Annotated in this window: 16 protein-coding genes, 1 riboswitch and 1 other annotated feature; of the genes, 10 read left to right on the plus strand and 6 right to left on the minus strand. The window is 45.1% G+C overall.

The features are described 5' to 3' along the window. From CVN76_RS04155 to CVN76_RS04165, 3 genes are all read left to right on the plus strand, one after another. A partial coding sequence (locus tag CVN76_RS04155; protein ID WP_157805505.1) for a glycosyltransferase occupies window positions 1–502 on the plus strand: 502 nt, incomplete at its 5' end. Window positions 503–531: 29 nt separating this feature from the next. Beyond that, entirely contained in the window at window positions 532–1,848 is a 1,317-nt protein-coding gene (locus CVN76_RS04160; RefSeq protein ID WP_232732097.1) for a glycosyltransferase, read from the plus strand. A 40-nt stretch (window positions 1,849–1,888) separates the two neighbouring features. After that, window positions 1,889–3,190, plus strand: coding sequence for a nucleotide sugar dehydrogenase (locus CVN76_RS04165; RefSeq protein ID WP_100530407.1), 1,302 nt, complete (start codon window positions 1,889–1,891; stop codon window positions 3,188–3,190). 138 nt (window positions 3,191–3,328) lie between these two features. Here the strand turns inward: CVN76_RS04165 and pckA are convergent, their stop codons facing one another. Then, a complete protein-coding gene (gene pckA / locus CVN76_RS04170) occupies window positions 3,329–4,915 on the minus strand; it encodes a phosphoenolpyruvate carboxykinase (ATP) (protein WP_100530408.1) in 1,587 nt (528 codons plus the stop codon). Between the two features lie 344 nt (window positions 4,916–5,259). Next, window positions 5,260–5,422: riboswitch (SAM riboswitch) on the plus strand. Window positions 5,423–5,586: 164 nt separating this feature from the next. Between pckA and metK the strand changes: the two genes are divergently transcribed. Then, window positions 5,587–6,780, plus strand: a complete 1,194-nt coding sequence (gene metK / locus CVN76_RS04175; RefSeq protein WP_061142066.1) for a methionine adenosyltransferase — start codon at window positions 5,587–5,589, stop codon at window positions 6,778–6,780. A 148-nt stretch (window positions 6,781–6,928) separates the two neighbouring features. Here the strand turns inward: metK and CVN76_RS04180 are convergent, their stop codons facing one another. Further along, complete coding sequence (locus CVN76_RS04180; RefSeq protein WP_100530418.1) at window positions 6,929–7,447, minus strand: gamma carbonic anhydrase; 519 nt, start codon at window positions 7,445–7,447, stop codon at window positions 6,929–6,931. 209 nt (window positions 7,448–7,656) lie between these two features. Between CVN76_RS04180 and CVN76_RS04185 the strand changes: the two genes are divergently transcribed. After that, window positions 7,657–8,460 (plus strand): alpha/beta hydrolase, encoded by an 804-nt coding sequence (locus CVN76_RS04185; RefSeq protein ID WP_100530409.1) that lies wholly within the window; start codon window positions 7,657–7,659, stop codon window positions 8,458–8,460. A 132-nt stretch (window positions 8,461–8,592) separates the two neighbouring features. Here the strand turns inward: CVN76_RS04185 and CVN76_RS30830 are convergent, their stop codons facing one another. The 4 genes from CVN76_RS30830 to CVN76_RS04195 form a co-directional block, all read right to left on the minus strand. Further along, entirely contained in the window at window positions 8,593–8,844 is a 252-nt protein-coding gene (locus CVN76_RS30830) for a hypothetical protein (RefSeq protein ID WP_157805506.1), read from the minus strand. A 125-nt stretch (window positions 8,845–8,969) separates the two neighbouring features. After that, window positions 8,970–9,134 carry a hypothetical protein gene (locus tag CVN76_RS30835; protein ID WP_157805507.1) on the minus strand — a complete coding sequence of 55 codons (165 nt, stop codon included), beginning with the start codon at window positions 9,132–9,134 and terminating at the stop codon, window positions 8,970–8,972. A gap of 5 nt (window positions 9,135–9,139) precedes the next feature. Further along, window positions 9,140–9,712 (minus strand): class I SAM-dependent methyltransferase, encoded by a 573-nt coding sequence (locus tag CVN76_RS04190; RefSeq protein WP_100530410.1) that lies wholly within the window; start codon window positions 9,710–9,712, stop codon window positions 9,140–9,142. Further along, window positions 9,702–10,670, minus strand: a complete 969-nt coding sequence (locus CVN76_RS04195) for a TIGR01212 family radical SAM protein (protein ID WP_100530411.1) — start codon at window positions 10,668–10,670, stop codon at window positions 9,702–9,704. The genes CVN76_RS04190 and CVN76_RS04195 overlap by 11 nt, the downstream gene beginning before the upstream one ends. A gap of 170 nt (window positions 10,671–10,840) precedes the next feature. On the opposite strand from CVN76_RS04195, the gene CVN76_RS04200 reads away from it, so the two are divergent. From CVN76_RS04200 to CVN76_RS04220, 5 genes are all read left to right on the plus strand, one after another. Beyond that, window positions 10,841–11,347 carry an SMI1/KNR4 family protein gene (locus CVN76_RS04200; protein ID WP_157805508.1) on the plus strand — a complete coding sequence of 169 codons (507 nt, stop codon included), beginning with the start codon at window positions 10,841–10,843 and terminating at the stop codon, window positions 11,345–11,347. Between the two features lie 96 nt (window positions 11,348–11,443). Further along, entirely contained in the window at window positions 11,444–11,707 is a 264-nt protein-coding gene (locus CVN76_RS04205) for a DUF2524 family protein (protein ID WP_100530413.1), read from the plus strand. A 148-nt stretch (window positions 11,708–11,855) separates the two neighbouring features. Beyond that, window positions 11,856–12,087 (plus strand) — a binding site (T-box leader). Between the two features lie 52 nt (window positions 12,088–12,139). Continuing rightward, window positions 12,140–14,554, plus strand: a complete 2,415-nt coding sequence (gene leuS, locus CVN76_RS04210) for a leucine--tRNA ligase (RefSeq protein ID WP_100530414.1) — start codon at window positions 12,140–12,142, stop codon at window positions 14,552–14,554. 293 nt (window positions 14,555–14,847) lie between these two features. Continuing rightward, window positions 14,848–18,012, plus strand: coding sequence for an Ig-like domain-containing protein (locus CVN76_RS04215; protein WP_100530415.1), 3,165 nt, complete (start codon window positions 14,848–14,850; stop codon window positions 18,010–18,012). A gap of 291 nt (window positions 18,013–18,303) precedes the next feature. Next, entirely contained in the window at window positions 18,304–18,531 is a 228-nt protein-coding gene (locus CVN76_RS04220; protein ID WP_100530416.1) for a hypothetical protein, read from the plus strand. Window positions 18,532–18,660: the final 129 nt, after the last annotated feature.

Consider the following 18,660-nt stretch of genomic DNA (forward strand, 5'->3'; position numbering starts at 1 on the left):
AGACCTGAAAAAACTGATAGCCATTGCTGAAACGTTAAGGAAACATGAGCAAATCGAGTTCACGATAATCGGATACGGCTACCGGGCAGCTGAAGTCGAGAGGGAAATCAGCGCGAAGGGATTGGCGAATATAAAAGTCATTAATGCGATGAATCGGAGGGTGACCCTTCATGAAGTTTCCTCCTCCCATATTGCTTATGTAAGCTTGGTGGAAAAAGAGGTGTTCAATAAGGTGCTGCCTGGAAAGATCATTGATTATATGTGTGTCGGAAAGCCAATTGTCGGTGATGTGGCGGGAAGGGCCAAGCAGGTGATCTCAGAGGCGAAGTGCGGGCTGGTGGCAGATAGCCGGGATGTGGGTGAAATCAGTCGCCACATTTTGACCATGGCCAGAGATCGAGCGCTGCGTGAAGAGCTAGGGGAAAACGGTTATGTATATGCGAAACAGCATTTTCTATGGTCCCAAAATATTAAAGGCCTCATCAACGTCTTGGAGGCGTAGGGAAGAATAAACCGGAAGTGGAGGACAACATGACGAAGAAGGTATGTATGTTTGTGTGGAATCACTTTACGAACGATGCAAGGGTTCTAAGAGAATGTACAGCACTTACGGAAGTGGGGTATGAAGTGGATTTGATCGCCATCCATAATTGGAAGATCAAGGATTTGCCCAAAAAGGAAAAACATCAAAGTGGCTTCACGGTCACAAGGGTCAATAACCGCTGGGAGGCACTTCATAAAATTCTTAGGATCGTCGGCAAATTGAAGAAAAAGAAGTTTGAAATCACCTTATTGACCTTATTGGTTTGGAACACGATGTTGAACCTGAACTTAATCACTAGCTGGGAGGGATCGGCGATTTTGATTGGCTCCCTAGCAATCCTTGCCTTGGGGTCCATGATCATGACCCGTACGAAGCTGCCGACTTTATTAACAAGAAGCTATATTTTTGGTCAAATGGTTTATCATGGGCGGAAAAAGAAATATGACTTTTACCATTCCAATGACTTGAATACGCTCATGCAGGGAGCGATCAGCAGTAAATGGCTGAGAAGGAAAAAGCTGATTTATGATTCGCATGAAGTCCAAACGAGCAGAACGGGATATAATAGCCGGATCTACGGGACGATGGAGAAATTCCTCTTACTATTCGTCGACGAAATGATTGCCGAGAACCATACGAGAGCTAAATATAATGAAGACTTATATGGTCTCTATCCAAAAGTTGTCCATAACTATCCGATTCCGACCAATCCGGAGGAAAGCACGTCCGTGGATTTGCATGAGCTGCTGAGTTTGCCGCCCGATGAACCGATATTGTTGTATCAAGGCGGTGTCCAGATGGGCAGGGGGCTGGAGCAATTGGTCGATGCTGTGCCGCTGATCAAGGCAGGGACGGTGGTTTTTATAGGAGATGGAAAAATCAAGGCTGCATTAATGAAGAAGGTAAAGGAAATGGATTTGGAGCATCGGGTGAAATTCTTGCCAAAGGTCCCGGTCGACGAATTGCTCCATTATACGAAAAATGCTTATTTAGGTTTTCAAGTATTGAATAATGTTTGCTTTAATCACTATTCCGCTTCTTCGAATAAATTATTTGAATACATGATGAGCGGTGTGCCGGTCGTTGCCTGCAGCTTCCCCGAAATTCAAAAGGTGGTCGATGCGGAACGGATCGGTGTATGTGTCGATTCACATGATCCTAAAGCGATTGCGGAAGGAGTCAATTACTTACTGAAGCATCCTGAAAAAAGGGCGGAAATGAGCCGGAATTGCTTGATGGCCCGCCAAAAATACAATTGGAAGCAAGAGAAGGAAATCTTCATCGAGATTTATCAAACTGCCTGAGCTAGCGTGTAGCAGATCATAATGAATAGGAGTGGTTTATATGAAAATATGTACATTGGGACTGGGTTATATAGGACTGCCAACTTCTTTAATGTTTGCGAAACATGGTGTCGACGTCGTCGGAGTGGATATCCATCCTGATATCATCTCCAATTTGAATCAGGGCAAGCTCCATATCGAGGAACCTGGATTGGAGCAAGTTTTGCATGAAGTGCTGGATGCCCAAAAGTTCCAAGCGTCATTAAGACCGGAATATGCAGATGTTTTCATTATTGCTGTGCCTACGCCAAATAAAACCGACCTGCACAAATCCTGTGATTTGACCCATGTCACCGAAGCAGTCGCAAGCATCCTTCCATTCATCAGGAAGGGAAATGTCATCATCATCGAATCGACGATCGCTCCTCGAAGCATGGATGATCATATCAGACCGATGATTGAAATGACGGGCCTTACCATCGGAGAAGAGATCTTCCTTGTTCATTGTCCTGAACGTGTTTTGCCTGGAAGGATATTGGAAGAGCTGGTTCATAATAACCGTATCGTCGGCGGAATTACGGAAACATGCTCATATGAAGGGAGCCTGGTCTATCGAACCTTCGTTAAAGGGGAGATCATTCAGACGGATGCCAAGACGGCAGAAATGTCCAAGCTGATGGAAAATACCTTCCGGGATGTGAATATCGCCCTTGCTAATGAACTGACGAAAGTGTGCTTCGAGCTGGACATCAATGTATTGGACGTCATATCGATGGCCAATAAGCACCCGCGTGTCAACATTCACCAACCAGGGCCAGGAGTCGGCGGTCATTGCTTAGCGGTCGATCCCTATTTCGTTGTCGCAAAAGCCCCAGAGTTTGCGAGAATCATTAAGCTGGCCCGTGATACCAACGTATCGATGCCCTATTACATCGTCAATTGCGTAAGGATGATGCTTGAAGGAATCGAGCGGCCAAAGGTGGCGATCTTCGGGCTTTCCTACAAAGGGAATGTCGATGATATCCGGGAAAGTCCTGCCATCGATGTCGTCAATATTTTGATGGGGATGGAGTATATGGACGTAGCCCTGCATGACCCGCATGTTCAGTCCGGCATGATGCCCATCGTTTCAGTGGAGGATGCCGTAAACGATGCCGACCTGATTCTCGTCTTGACCGACCACGATGAATTCAAGCTGATGGATTATGACAATCTATCAAATCTGATGGCCAATAAAATGATCCTCGATACACGCAATTGCATTGATGTAACGAAGACCGAAGTCCCGGTCGCCAACTTGGGCAATATTTATCAATATAAAAAGGTGTCGAAGGAAAAAGCCAGAAATAAAGCGATCAGCTAAATCAATCTAATGAATGGAAAAGGGTGCCGACCACTGTGTCCGTGCCCTTTTTTAGGGGAAGAAAGGAGGTTTGTTCTAACCTATATGGACAGAACAAAGGACCAAGCAAGTGCTTGGTCCTTTTGTGTATGATTTATATTAAGCGATCGGTCCGCCAAGATCTTCGATTTCATTTGGAACGCTGCCGAACTTCTTGAAGTTTGCACGGAATTGAGCGGCAAGGTCCGTTGCGGATTGCTTGTAAGCTTCAGGATCTGCCCAAGTCTTGATTGGCTGAAGCACTTCGTCCGGAACGCCAGGAACATGAAGCGGGATATTCAAACCAAAGATTTCATCCTTGACCGTTTCAATGTTAGCCAATTCCCCTTCAAGTGCCGCCTGAACCATGGCACGAGTGTAAGCAAGTTTCATGCGGCTTCCAGTTCCGTATGCTCCGCCTGTCCATCCTGTATTGACAAGGTATACTTTTGCATTGTGCTCGTCAATTTTATCACCAAGCATTTCAGCATAGCGTGTAGCAGGTAGCGGCAAGAATGGTGAACCGAAGCAAGTGGAGAATGTCGCCTCCGGTGAAGTTACCCCTCTTTCCGTTCCAGCTAACTTGCTTGTGTATCCGCTTAGGAAATGGAACATCGCTTGTTCCTTGGACAGCTTGCTGATTGGAGGCAATACGCCTGAAGCATCAGCCGTCAGGAAAATGATCGTATTCGGGTGTCCGGCAATACTTGGGCTCACGATATTATCGATTGCTTGCATTTGGTATGCGGCACGGGTGTTTTCAGTCAATGAACTGTCATCATAATCCGCTTCACGTGTATTCGGATCAACCACAACATTTTCCAGTACGGCTCCAAAACGGATGGCATCGAAGATTTGTGGTTCTTTTTCACGTGAAAGGTTGATCGTTTTCGCATAGCAGCCGCCTTCGATGTTGAAAACACCGTTAGAAGCCCAGCCGTGTTCATCATCACCGATCAGCTTGCGATTCGTGTCTGCAGATAAAGTCGTCTTGCCGGTTCCGGACAGTCCGAAGAATAAAGCGACGTCCCCTTCACGTCCTACATTCGCAGAGCAGTGCATTGGAAGGATTCCAGCCTCTGGAAGAAGGTAGTTCATGATCGAGAAGATCGATTTTTTCATTTCACCTGCATATTCCGTTCCGCCGATCAAGATGGTGCGGCGTTCAAAAGAAACGATGATGAACGTTTCGGATTGCGTTCCGTCCACCGCTGGATCTGCTTTGAAGTTAGGTGCCGAAAGGATCGTGAATTCTGCTTCATGGCCTCTTAGCTCCTCTTCGTTTGGACGGATGAATAAAGTATGCGCGAAAAGATTATGCCAAGCATATTCATTAACCACACGAATTGGAAGGCGGGATGATTCTTCTGCGCCAGCGAAGCCCTTGAAAACGAAAATCTCTTCTTTTGCTTTTAAGTAGTCAATTACTTTATTATATAGTTTATTGAACACATCTTCCGAAATTGGCTGGTTCACTGAACCCCAATCGACTTTATCTTTTACGGATGCTTCCTCGACGATATATTTATCTTTAGGTGAACGGCCAGTATATTTGCCTGTTTCTGCTTTTACTGCTCCAGTTGAAGTTAAAACCCCTTCATTCCTGCTTAATACCTTTTCGACCAATTTAGGAACTGAAAGCTGAGTTTGCACGTTGTTTCCTGTTAATAACTGGTGTAACTCATTAGAAACGTCTACAGAATTCATATATGAGGTACCTTCCTTTGTTTAAGTTTTATATTACGATTAGTATAACACATTTATTTAAATAGTCTATACTATATCATCTGAATTGTGATAATTTTCATCTGGTTAGATTCATCATTTTAAATGGGCAGGAACCATGCCGGGATTCCTGCATATGCTTTAATGAAAGTAAATTTCCCCTTTATTATAAGAAGTAATAATCATTGTCATGCGCCTGAAAATCCTTTAATGCCGGGGGAGCGAAGATTGTTGTGCCCGATTTGGCCGTTGACCGGAAATGTTCTTGATAGAAAATCATTGACAAATTCCGACCCAATACGATATTATCTTAAATTGTACGGATTCTCTTATCCCGAGTTGGTGGAGGGACAGGCCCTTTGAAACCCAGCAACCTGCCATATTGAACTTGACTCCAAGAGCAATCGCCGAAAATAAAGCGGTGTTCTTCAAGGAAAAGTGGTGATGGTGCTAACCTGAGCAAGGTAAAAAACCCTTGAACGATAAGAGTGAAAGGATAGAAGACAGAATGTTAAACCTTTCCTCATTTTCCAGGGAAGGTTTTTGTGTTTTTTAATTAATTCTGTGTCTATAGTTGAAGCTAATAAGGGAAACGAGTTCCGTAAAAAAAATCAGGCTTATGCCTACCACATACTAACTTCCAAGGAGGAAATATGATGTCAAAGAAACGTCTATTTACTTCTGAATCTGTTACAGAGGGCCATCCGGACAAGATTTGTGATCAGATTTCAGATTCCATTTTAGATGCTATCCTTGCTAAGGATGCAAATGCACGTGTTGCGTGTGAAACAAGTGTAACGACAGGTCTTGTGCTTGTTGCTGGTGAAATTACAACATCCGCTTATGTGGATATTCCGCGTATCGTTCGTGATACGATTGCAGGAATTGGCTACACTCGCGCGAAATACGGCTTCGATGCTGAAACTTGTGCTGTATTGAGCTCGATCGATGAGCAGTCTGCCGATATCGCAGCTGGCGTCGATAAAGCTTTGGAAGCACGTGAAGGCAACATGTCAGAGGAAGAAATCGATGCAATCGGTGCAGGGGACCAAGGTCTTATGTTCGGATTCGCTTGCAATGAAACAGAAGAGCTTATGCCGCTTCCGATTTCATTGGCCCATAAGCTTTCATTCCGCTTGGCTCAAGTACGTAAAGATGAAACGCTTGCTTACTTACGCCCGGATGGAAAAACACAAGTAACTGTGGAATATGATGAAAATAACCGTCCTGTACGTGTAGATACGATCGTCATCTCTACACAGCATGATGCAGAAATCACGCTTGAGCAAATTCAAGCCGATTTAAAAGAGCATGTCATCAAAGCGGTGGTTCCTGCTGAATTGATCGATGCTGAAACGAAATACTTCATCAACCCGACTGGCCGTTTCGTAATTGGCGGACCTCAAGGGGATGCTGGTCTTACTGGCCGTAAAATCATCGTTGATACGTACGGCGGATACGCTCGTCACGGCGGCGGTGCATTCTCTGGTAAGGATGCTACGAAAGTTGACCGTTCTGCGGCATACGCTGCACGCTATGTTGCCAAAAACATCGTGGCAGCTGGCCTGGCTGATAAAGCCGAAGTACAATTGGCTTACGCTATTGGTGTGGCAGAGCCTGTATCGATCTCGATTGATACATTCGGAACGGGCACTGTTAGCGAAGACGTCCTGGTTGACCTAGTTCGCGCTAACTTCGACCTTCGCCCAGCAGGCATCATCAAAATGCTTGACCTTCGTCGCCCGATCTACAAGCAGACAGCTGCATACGGACACTTTGGCCGTACCGATGTCGATCTTCCGTGGGAACGCACGGATAAAGCAGAAACTTTAAAAGCACAAGCATGATCCAGATGGAAAAGGTGCGCCGCTAATTGCGGTGCACCTTTTTTTGGTAGGATTAATTTGGTTTGCAGAGGGAATAATTCAATAAACCCACTGAGTGATTTACCAGAGGATATTTGGCGTGTAAAAGAGGCATGGACAAGCCCCTAGTTTATTTTATTCGGTCTGCTGTTTTGTAGTATTGTCCTTTTTCGGCATATTCGCGCACGATCCGTTCCATGTCCTGACGATCTTCCGCATTGATTTCGCGGATCACTTTGGCCGGGCGTCCGAATGCCAACATATTCGGCGGGATCACTTTGCCTTGGGGAACGAGACTGCCGGCACCGATAAAAGCTCCTTCACCGATTTCGGCTGCGTCAAGTACGATCGAGCCCATGCCGACCAAGGCTCCTTTGCGGATTTTACAGCTATGTAAAATGACCTGATGGCCAATGGTTACCTCATCTTCAATGATCAATGGATTATTGGGGCTTTGGTGGAGGACACTATTATCTTGGATACTTACTTTTTTACCGATGATGGTTGGGGCCACATCACCGCGGATGACGGAATTGAACCAGATTGACGATTCGTCGCCAATTTTCACATCGCCTGTCACGACTGCATTCTCCGCAATATAAGCGCTTTCGGAAATCTGTGGTTCCTTGCCTTTGAACGGATAAATAATCATTTTCAATCATTTCCTTTCCGAAGTGAATGTTTTTATGTATTATTTTAATATACCGTATGCAAATACACTTGGCTATTTATAATACGAATGTACAACTTGTTAGTTTTCTTTTTTGTCGAAAATCGCGAATATGGTTATTATTTATATATATATTTTAATTATCATGGATCGTATACAACAAGTGAAAAGTGAAAGGGGGATTTCGAATGTGGAAATGGGAGACAGAAGGGGACGCAAAAGGCGTCATTGTCATCATTCATGGGGCAATGGAGCATCACGGACGCTATAAATGGGTTACCCAAATGTGGCTTTCAGCCGGATACCATGTCGTCATGGGCGACCTTCCTGGGCAGGGCATGACCACTCGAGCCTACCGGGGACATATCGATTCCTTTGATGAATATTTAGATGAAGTGAAAAGCTGGATAGAGGAAGCTTACGAATACTCGCTCCCGGTCTTTTTGCTTGGACATAGCATGGGAGGCCTGATTTCAATTCGGCTTCTTCAGGAAGAGGAATGGGATATTGCAGGCGTGATTTTATCTTCACCTTGTTTAGGGCTCGTAACCAAGCCTCCGAAATTCCTCGCAAGCATCTCACATGGCTTGAATCTTGTGATGCCCCAGTTCAGGGTAGATTCGGGACTAACTCCTGAAATGGCAACGAGAAGCTCGGAGGTCCGTGAATGCGATAGGAATGATACCTTATACATCACAAAGGTTTCCGTTCGCTGGTATCGGGAGCTTTCCCAGGCCATGAAGGATGCCTTTGAGGAAATCCCTGATTTTCAGGATGTGCCGCTTTTGGTCATGCAGGGCGGAGATGACCGAATCGTGAATAAGAAGGCGGTTCGTGAGTGGTTTAATTATAACTTGGCCAGTGAGAAGCAATATAAAGAATGGCCAAAGCTTTATCATGAAATCTTTAACGAGCCGGAACGAGATGACGTATTCCAATATGCCCTGAGCTTTGTTGAGAATCGATTGAAAATATTAGGCTATGTCGTTTGACCCGAATATACCGCTGTGCCGGATATGTAAAAAAAGCTGCCGAAATGAAGTGATCGGCAGCTTTTTATTTTGTTTAACAAAGGGCGTAATTTGTCCGACATCGCGGATAATCCGTCCGTCCGCGTTCATAATTCAACCTTCAGCGAGTTTTTCGTCCAACATCGGGGATAATCCGTCCGTCCACGAGCGTAATTCGTCCAACATCGGGGATAATTCGTCCGACAGCGAGCATAATTCGTCCTTCAGCGGTTTTTTCGTCCAACATCGAGCGTAATCCGTCCGTCCACGAGCGTAAATCGTCCAACATCGGGGATAATCCGTCCGTCCACGAGCGTAATTCATCCAACAGCGGGGATAATCCGTCCGTCCGCGTTCATAATTCAACCTTCAGCGGGTTTTTCGTCCAACATCGAGGATAATCCGTCCGTCCGCGTTCATAATTCGTCCTTCAGCGAGTTTTTCGTCCAACATCGGGTGTAATTCGTCCGTCCGCGTTCATAATTCGTCCTTCAGCGAGTTTTTCGTCCAACATCGAGTAAAATCCGTCCGTTCACGAGCCTAATCCGTCCGTCCACGAGCGTAAATCGTCCGACATCGGGGATAATCCGTCCGTCCGCGAGCATAATTCGTCCTACAGCGAGTTTTTCGTCCAACATCGAGCATAATCCGTCCATTGGGATTACCTCTTTTCAATCGCGATGATGAAGGGAGGATTGTTGGCTTGGTTGATGAAGCCGTATTTCAGGATATGGGCTTTTTGTTGCGGAAAGTTTTGCACATAGTCCATCAGTGCATCGCGTTCCTGCGATCCGCCTGGATGCCCATGGTAGATGACGAGAATGATGATGCCTTCGGGAGCAAGCAGTCCGAACAGCTGTTCAATGGCGGCTGTCGTTGTATCGGCTTCGGTGATGATCGATTTATCCCCGCCAGGTAGGTAGCCCAGGTTGAATATGGCACCGGTAATCTTTCCGGCATGTTCTTTCCTGATATAGTTACTGAGGTGTTGATGTCCATCATGGATGAGCGTGCATTGATTGCTTAGACCCTCGTTCTCCAGTTTGACGCTTGTGTTCTGGAGGGCTTCTTTTTGGATATCGAAACTATAGACATGTCCCGTTTCACCTGTAAGTCCGGCCAGAAAGGCCGTATCAATGCCGTTGCCCATCGTGCCGTCCACGGCGATATCTCCGGGTTGCACCGTTTTTTCAAGCAAAATTCTTGCGTAAGGCAAGATGCGGTCAAGCTTCATCTGTTAGTTCCTCCAGTTGATGATTTTTTCCTTGCCAGCTGCTGCGGCGTTTCAATTCGGCATCGATGGCATTCAGGACATCCCATTTGTTGACGCTCCACATCGGACCGATCATCAAATCGATCGGACCGTCACCGGTTATGCGATGAACGATCATTTCAGGAGGGATGATTTCCAGCTGATCGCATACGAGGCTGACATATTCATCGCGATCAAGGAATTCAAGCAAGCCTTTTTCATATTGCTTGACCATCGGTGTCCCTTTCAAAAGGTGAAGTAAATGGATTTTTATCCCCTGCACATCGAGCTTGGCGACTTCCCGGGCCGTTTCCATCATCATCGTGTAGTCCTCCTGGGGAAGGCCATTGATGATATGGGAGCAGACGCGGATGCCATGTTTACGCAGCTTATCGACACCTTCTTTATAGCAGTCGAAGTCATGGGCGCGGTTGATCATCGTCGCGGTCTTTTCATGAACCGTCTGAAGACCGAGCTCCACCCATAGGTAAGTGCGCTCGTTCAATTCTGCCAAATACTCGACCACATCATCCGGCAGACAGTCGGGGCGTGTCGCTATCGAGAGCCCGACCACACCTTCCTGGGTCAATACCTGTTCATATTTTTCGCGAAGGACATCGACTGGTGCATGCGTATTCGTGAACGCCTGGAAATAGGCCATATACTTTCCATCTTTCCATTTATGGTGCATCCGTTCGCTGATTTTTTTGAACTGGACGTCGAGCGGCTCAACGCGGCTGCCGGCAAAGTCGCCCGAGCCTGAAGCACTGCAGAAGGTACAGCCTCCATGTGCGACGGTGCCGTCACGGTTCGGGCAGTCAAAGCCGCCGTCCAGGGCAACTTTAAAAACCTTATGTCCAAAATGATTTCTCAAGTGGTAATTCCATGTATGATATCGTTTGTTATCCGTTGCATATATAAACGGGTTTGCTTGATTCAAATCAGCAACCTCCTTGGTATAAATGAAGCGCACCATATATTATACAACATTCTGGCAGCTAGGTCTTTTTTTGAAAAATAAGCGTATAATGTATACTTGAGGGCTGAACTTTTGGCTGCTAATTCGACAAAATCAAGTGAAAGACTATATCCAATCGGGAGCTGATGGACATGACCGGTCAAGTTGAAGAAGCGATTAATCATATGAAAAAGCGATTAGCCGAAAATAATCAGGTATTCGAAGCAAAGGAAGATGGGTTTATATACCAAGCCTCTTGTACCTTCAATTCACCTGCTTCGGATGAGGAAATTCATTCCTTTGAAAAGAAAACCGGATTGCATCTGCCCGAAGATTATAAAGAGTTTTTGAAAATAACGAATGGCTGCAAATTATTCGAAACACGGGAATCAGGCGGGGAAAATGATATATACAGCCTCGATGATATCATGAATTACACATATGAACTCCCCTTTGAAGGCTGCTTTAAGGTAGCCTGCATCTATCAAGATAATATCGTCATTGACGGGAGAGCCGTAGCCGAGGGGGATACGGATTATATAATGGTGAAGGGCCATCTTGATGATTTTGAAGAAGGCGAGAAACTGCAAATGGGCTTTGCCGAATGGATCGAGCGCTTCATATCGGATCAAGGTGAGAAGTTTTGGGATAAAGGATGATTTGATAAATAACGCTGATAATCCTCTCGTTTTTTGTTCAAACTAATCAAGATGATTACAAATCATCCAAATGGGACGCGAAGGAGAGGGTTTGAAATGGCAACCAGACAATCCGTCGATCATTTTTTAGAGCAATGTGAAGGAGCTCTCCATTTTGCAGAGTATGAGTTTAACGAGGCTTCACGGCAAGAGCATTATGATGATGAACAATTCCAGAACTCACAAAGGTATATCGAAGAGGCGTTGACGGATTTGGAACGCTTGTATGCCAGCTCCAATGCCCAACAACGGGATATGCTTGCAAGGATGGAGCAGCAACTGAACGAATTGAAAAATGAAATGATCGTACTTCGACATTAAGAACAGGGAGCCGTGATTTCATGGCTCCCTTTTTGCACGATTTTTTCGGAATTCGCATATATAATGAAAAACCTGTCGATAATGTTTATGTACGGCTATTGCAATTATCGGTGAAATTGACTAGAATGAAATAAAATCCAATATTCTCATAAAGACTATGATGAGGAACAGTAGCGATTTTATTCCAGCAAAGAGAGTTGACGGGTGGTGCAAGTCAACCTGGGATGATTGTGAACTCGCCTTGGAGTTTCAGGTGTGAAGGTGAAAAGTAATGCCTGACGAACCAATCCACGTTACGGATGTTTAAGCTGGGCGGATTTTAGCTATCGCCAATGTGGGTGGTACCGCGGGAAGATATACATAATCCTCTCGTCCCTATTTTGGGATGAGGGGTTTTTTATTGTTTTTTATACGGAATAAGGAGGAAATCAAATGAGTTTTGACCATAGAAGCATAGAAACGAAATGGCAGCAATACTGGGAGGGCAACAAGACATTCAAGACGGGCGAAGAAAGCGGTAAACGCAAATTCTACGCCCTTGATATGTTCCCATATCCTTCAGGGGCAGGTCTTCATGTAGGACACCCGGAAGGTTACACGGCAAGCGATATTTTAGCCAGGATGAAGCGGGCCCAAGGATATAATGTCCTGCATCCGATCGGCTGGGATGCCTTTGGACTTCCGGCAGAGCAATATGCGATCGATACGGGAAATGACCCGGCTGAATTCACGGAGCACAACATCAACACGTTCCGTCGCCAAATCAAGGCACTTGGTTTTTCTTATGACTGGGATCGTGAAATCAATACGACGGATCCTGACTATTACAAATGGACGCAATGGATTTTCTTGAAGTTATATGAAAAAGGGTTGGCTTATATTGATGAAGTGGCCGTTAACTGGTGTCCAGCACTTGGCACGGTCTTGGCGAACGAAGAAGTCATCGATGGTAAGAGTGAGCGGGGAGGCCATCCTGTCGAGCGCCGTCCGATGAAGCAATGGATGCTTCGTATCACGGCTTATGCAGACCGCTTGATCGACGACTTGAATGATGTGGATTGGCCGGAGAACATCAAGGATATGCAGCGTAACTGGATTGGGCGTTCCGAGGGAGCGGAAGTTACTTTCCATATCGACGGCTTTGATGATACCTTCACGGTGTTCACGACCCGTCCTGATACGTTATTCGGAGCAACTTATGCCGTATTGGCCCCGGAACATCACTTTGTCGATAAAATTACGACAGCTGAACAAAGAGATGCAGTTGAGGCTTATTTGGATGAAGTGAAGCATAAAAGCGATTTGGAAAGAACCGACTTGGCAAAAGATAAATCAGGCGTTTTCACGGGGGCTTATGCGATTAACCCGGTAAACGGCGAAAAAATGCCGATCTGGATTGCCGATTATGTGCTGATCAGTTACGGAACGGGTGCGATCATGGCCGTTCCTGCCCATGATGAACGTGATTATGAATTTGCTGTCAAGTTTGACTTGCCGATCAAGGAAGTCGTCGCTGGCGGGGATGTCACGAGTGAAGCGTATACAGGCGATGGCCTTCATGTGAATTCGGAATTCCTTGATGGGTTGAATAAAGAGGAAGGCATTTCAGCCATGATCAAATGGCTGGAAGAAAAAGAAATCGGTACGAAGAAAATTACCTACCGTCTTCGCGACTGGTTATTCAGCCGTCAGCGTTACTGGGGTGAACCGATCCCGATCATCCATTGGGAAGATGGGACGATGTCTGCACTGGAGGAAGAGGAACTTCCGTTGATTTTACCGAAAACGACTGACATCAAGCCTTCAGGGACAGGGGAATCTCCACTTGCGAACATTGCGGAATGGGTGAACGTAACCGATGAAAACGGACGGAAAGGGCGCCGCGAGACGAACACGATGCCGCAATGGGCAGGCAGCAGCTGGTACTTCCTTCGTTATATTGATCCGGACAATAAGGAAGCTTTGGCAGATCCTGAAAAATTGAAAGAGTGGATGCCGGTCGACATTTATATTGGCGGTGCCGAGCATGCGGTGCTTCACTTGCTGTACGCTCGTTTCTGGCATAAATTCTTGTATGATATCGGCGTCGTGCCAACGAAGGAGCCATTCCAAAACCTATTTAACCAAGGAATGATCCTTGGCGAGAATAATGAAAAAATGAGTAAATCAAAAGGAAATGTCGTGAACCCGGATGATATCGTTGAAAGCCATGGTGCCGATACACTTCGCATGTATGAAATGTTCATGGGACCATTGGATGCATCGATTGCCTGGTCAACAAACGGGCTGGATGGTTCGCGCAGGTTCCTCGACCGTATCTGGCGTTTATTGGTCAACGAGGATGGAACGTTAACGGATAAGCTGACCGAAACGGATGACACGGGCAAGCTTGAGAAGGTCTATCATCAAACGGTTAAAAAAGTGACCGAGAACTATGAAGAATTGAAATTCAATACGGCGATTTCACAATTGATGGTATTGATCAATGACGCGTATAAAGCGGATTCGCTTCCTAAAGTATATGTTGAGGGCTTCGTCAAACTGCTTGCACCGGTTGCACCGCATATTGCCGAAGAGCTTTGGTCCAAACTGGGTCACTCCGAAAGCATCACATACGGAACATGGCCGGCCTTCGATGAAGCGAAGCTAGTGGATAACGAAGTCGAAATCGTCATCCAAATCAACGGAAAAGTCAAAACGAAACTGATGGTGCCAACTGACACCACGAAAGAAAAACTGGAAGAAATCGCGATGGGCGATGACTCCATCAAAGAACAAATCGACGGAAAAACGATTCGCAAAGTCATTGCCGTGCCTGGCAAATTAGTGAATATCGTCGCTAATTAAAAGCGATCGAAGGAAAACTGCTCCGCGCGAGTTTCGTGCCGGGGCAGTTTTTTTGGCCAAAACAGGACTTAAGTCTTGTTTGGAACAGCCCGGTTTTAGAAGAAATCATCAATAGCTGCCCGTAATTTTCCAATTATGTCGCTAACTTGGTACATGGGAATCATTTTTCGGTTCGCCGTTCACATATATCAACATTTTACATAGAAAAGGGAAAAAATTGGTTGATAAAATCTTATAGTGTGATAATTTGGTATAGTACTATATTTTTTTAACCAAATATTGGAGGTAAAAGCGTGAAACTTAACCATGTTAGTAGATTGACAGCGTTTGTACTTATTTTTGCCTTGATTTTCAGTTTGCTGATTCCGCAAAATTCACAAGCTGCAACTGCATCAATTGAAAATGTCAAAACGATTAAAAATGGGGATACATTGGACGGGAAGTTCAATGAACCGGATGTTCACTGGTACCAAATAAACCCGACAGCAGAAGAAATACAAAAGTTTTCCCATATTGAGTTCGAGGTCGATTCGGATAAAATCCTGAATATTTCCGTGTATCCGAATAAGGAAAAAGCCGAAAAAGATGAAGGCGAATATTGGGTCTCCTCTTATCCGGATGAAAAAGCCGTCATTGATTTCCCATATGCCTGGGAAGGAACGTATTATGTGAAAGTTGAATATTTTGGTGAAACGGATGATGAAGGCAATCCCATCCCGGATGCCAAAAATGAAGCTGAATACTCGATCAATGCCCACTCGGTAACATTGCCGCCATCCGCTGGTGATGAGGGGATGGGACTTGAAGAATGTCCAGTCGAAGTGAGTGCGACCAACAAGAAAACGGGCGAAGAATTGTTGAAAGCACTTCGCGTGTTCCGGGATGAAGTCCTCACGAAGTCGTCTGAGGGACGCAGCCTTTCTTCTTTATACTATAAGGCGTCACCATTCCTTGCTTTTCATTTGGCTAGCAACAAAACAGCCAGGGAATCCGTTTATGATCATTTAGTCGCGATCAAGCCGCTGATTGACGATCTGAATGAAAACGGGGCAAGCAGCACCGCAGTCATCAGCAACAAACAGCAAGAAGCGATCAAAGCATTATTCACTAAATCGGAAGACGTCGCTCCAGCTTTATTGAAGAAGGACATGAACGGATTTGCAAGCAAAGTCAATCTTGATAAACTTGCAGGTGAGAAAATAGTCGATATTGCAAGCAAAGCAGGAATCGAACTGCCAGCTTCAAAAAACACAAAAAACAAATACATCGTCAAACTTAAACCTGGGAAGTCATTAAGCTCCTTCCAATCCAAGGTAAGCGGAAAAGGATATGGAAAACTGTCGACTCCCGAGAAGCAAGAGCCAATGTATGATGATATGTACGTCGTGGAGTTAAAGAACCAAGCCAAGATGAGCGCATCAGCTCTATCATCGATCGAAAACCTTTCAGAAGTGGAATATATCGAGCCGGTCAAAACGTATAAAGCTCTTTCAGCCGATATTCAGTCACCGTATCAATGGTCGTTGAATAATCCTGGTGGAGAAGAGGGCATCAAGGGCGCGGACATCGATAACGAAAAACTGCAAGCCTTGATTAAAAAACGTAATTTAAAGGAGACATTGGTGGCGGTCGTCGACACGGGTGTCGATGATTCACTGGCTGATTTGCAAGATCGTGTCCGCATGGACTTAGGCAAGAATTTCATCGATAAAAAAGGCAATGCCATCGATGACAATGGCCATGGAACACATGTATCCGGCATCATCGCTGCCAAAGCGGATAACGGATATTCAATGCAAGGAATCAATCCATTAGCGAAAATCATGCCTGTAAAGGTGCTTGATTCTTCAGGCTATGGAGATAACGAGAAAATTGCACTGGGCATTAAATATGCCGTCGATCACGGTGCCAAGGTAATAAACTTAAGTTTGGGCGGAGAATACAGCAGGACGATCGAATATGCCTTGAAGGAAGCCGCCGCGAAGAATGTAATGGTTATCGTGGCAAGCGGTAATGATGGGGTGGAAGCTCTATCTTATCCGGCATCATCCAAATATGCGATTTCCGTCGGTGCAACCAATGCTCTTGACTTAGTATCGGATTATTCCAATTATGGATTCCAATTGGACATGGTCGCTCCTGGGACAGCCATCCCAAGCCTTGTCCCTAATGGAAACGTTACGTATATGGATGGTACGTCGATGGCAGCTCCGCATGTTGCGGCAGCTACAGCGCTGTTATTATCCGCAAACCCTGGATTGAAGGTGAATGAAGTAAGGCAAATCCTTCATGATACCTCCGAATATGTGAAATTCGAAGAAGAAGATAATGCTTACCCTACTGAGGAATATGAAGATGAAGATGGTGAAATCATCATTCCTCAAGAGGAATTGCCTGTCGGTAAAGATTTAGTATCAGGATACGGAAGATTGAATGCTTTCAGTGCACTAAGTGCTGTGGATTTACAAGCAAAGGTCAACTCTGTATTCGATAATAAAACAACCCTGACTGGAACGGCTAAAAAAGGTTCGGCGATCGAAGTGAAGAGCGGAAGTAAATCACTAGCCAAAGCAACGGCGGCTGCTAACGGAACGTTCACAATCAAGATTCCGGTTCAAAAAGCGGAGCAAATGCTGACTGTGAATATCTCTGATTCTGCCAAACTGGCAACTTCTTCAATCAAAGTATTCGTGAACAAGGGTGCAACCCCTGCTAAGCCAACTATTAAGCCTGTCAGCGACAAAGATGTGTATGTTACGGGACAATCGCAAGCCGAGGTGAAAGTCACGGTCAAAAACAGTGCGAAAAAAGTGATCGGCTCAGCAAACACGGACAGCAAAGGAAATTTCAAAGTCAAAATCAGCAAACAAAAGGCCGGCTCCAAACTGTCGGTCACAGCAACTGATCTAGCAAAACGCGAAAGCAAGGCAGCAGCCGTGACGGTTCTCGATAAAACCGCCCCGGATGCACCGAAAGTGAATGAAGTAAGCGACAGCGCCACCAAAGTAACAGGTAAAGCCGAAGCGAGCTCAACCGTTACCGTGAAGTACAACAATAAAAGCATCGGAACGGCAACCGTTGATAAGAAGGGGAATTACTCCGTCAAAATCAGCAAGCAAAAAGCAGGATCCGTGTTATATGTCTCAGCAAAAGACAAAGCGGGCAATACAGGAAAAGCAACAAAGGTAACAGTGAAAGATAAAACCGCACCATCCGCACCGAAAGTGAATGAAGTGAATGACAAAGCAACAAAAGTAACAGGTAAAGCGGAAGCGGGTTCAAAAGTTACCGTAAAGCAAAACAATAAAAACATCGGAACGGCAACCGCTGATAAGAAGGGGAACTATTCCGTCAAAATCAGCAAGCAAAAAGCAGGATCCGTGTTATATGTCTCAGCAAAAGACAAAGCAGGCAATACAGGAAAAGCAACAAAAGTAACAGTGAAAAAATCCAAATAGCAAAACGCGAAGGCCGTTTAACGAATATGTTAAACGGCCTTTTTGTTGTGGGAAAAAAGGGAGGCTCCGTTCCATCAGCGATGCTATGAGCATGGAGTGAAATTTCAAATATGGTATTTCCCGTTTTAATATTGGAACTTCATATACTCTCTTTTCCAGTATGATGAATCTTTACTGGATCAAAGGAGATGAGAGAAAGAACATGGATGAAAAAACATCAAAAAATTGTTGCAGTGACTACAATGGCAAGCGCCAAGAAAATGCACTTATTTCATACCAGGAGGAAATAACATGAAAAAAGTAAGAGTAATAGTATTAGGGACTATTTTAGCTTGCTCGATTGGGTTAGGAACACTATCAGTTGAGGCTGGAAATGAAAATAACAAGGCCATGATCATCCAGCCTTTTAATGAAGTGACCTTTGGAGCTTTCGTTTTTATTTTCTTAAGAGCGACGATCCTTTTTTTAGCGATCATCGCGGTCGGGTTTCTGTATAAGGTGAAAAGTGATGAAGTCTAAGCAAAAAAAAGTATATGTATCACTGCTGCTTGTTCTGTTATTTGGATGTTTATGGATGACCTATAATATTCATTATTTAAAAATCAAGCTGCTGGACCCATCGTATCCGTTGATCATTGATATAAGTGG

Source organism: Bacillus sp. mrc49, assembly GCF_002803435.1.

Excerpts from the sequence above, each read along its gene's own strand:
- leuS (WP_100530414.1), top strand. The coding sequence starts at position 12,140 with ATGAGTTTTGACCATAGAAGCATAGAAACGAAATGGCAGCAATACTGG.
- CVN76_RS04165 (WP_100530407.1), top strand. The coding sequence starts at position 1,889 with ATGAAAATATGTACATTGGGACTGGGTTATATAGGACTGCCAACTTCT.
- CVN76_RS04205 (WP_100530413.1), top strand. The coding sequence starts at position 11,444 with ATGGCAACCAGACAATCCGTCGATCATTTTTTAGAGCAATGTGAAGGA.
- CVN76_RS04220 (WP_100530416.1), top strand. The coding sequence starts at position 18,304 with ATGAAAAAAGTAAGAGTAATAGTATTAGGGACTATTTTAGCTTGCTCG.
- metK (WP_061142066.1), top strand. The coding sequence starts at position 5,587 with ATGATGTCAAAGAAACGTCTATTTACTTCTGAATCTGTTACAGAGGGC.
- CVN76_RS04200 (WP_157805508.1), top strand. The coding sequence starts at position 10,841 with ATGACCGGTCAAGTTGAAGAAGCGATTAATCATATGAAAAAGCGATTA.
- CVN76_RS04185 (WP_100530409.1), top strand. The coding sequence starts at position 7,657 with ATGTGGAAATGGGAGACAGAAGGGGACGCAAAAGGCGTCATTGTCATC.
- pckA (WP_100530408.1), bottom strand. The coding sequence starts at position 4,915 with ATGAATTCTGTAGACGTTTCTAATGAGTTACACCAGTTATTAACAGGA.
- CVN76_RS04160 (WP_232732097.1), top strand. The coding sequence starts at position 532 with ATGACGAAGAAGGTATGTATGTTTGTGTGGAATCACTTTACGAACGAT.
- CVN76_RS04190 (WP_100530410.1), bottom strand. The coding sequence starts at position 9,712 with ATGAAGCTTGACCGCATCTTGCCTTACGCAAGAATTTTGCTTGAAAAA.
- CVN76_RS30835 (WP_157805507.1), bottom strand. The coding sequence starts at position 9,134 with ATGGACGGATTATGCTCGATGTTGGACGAAAAACTCGCTGTAGGACGA.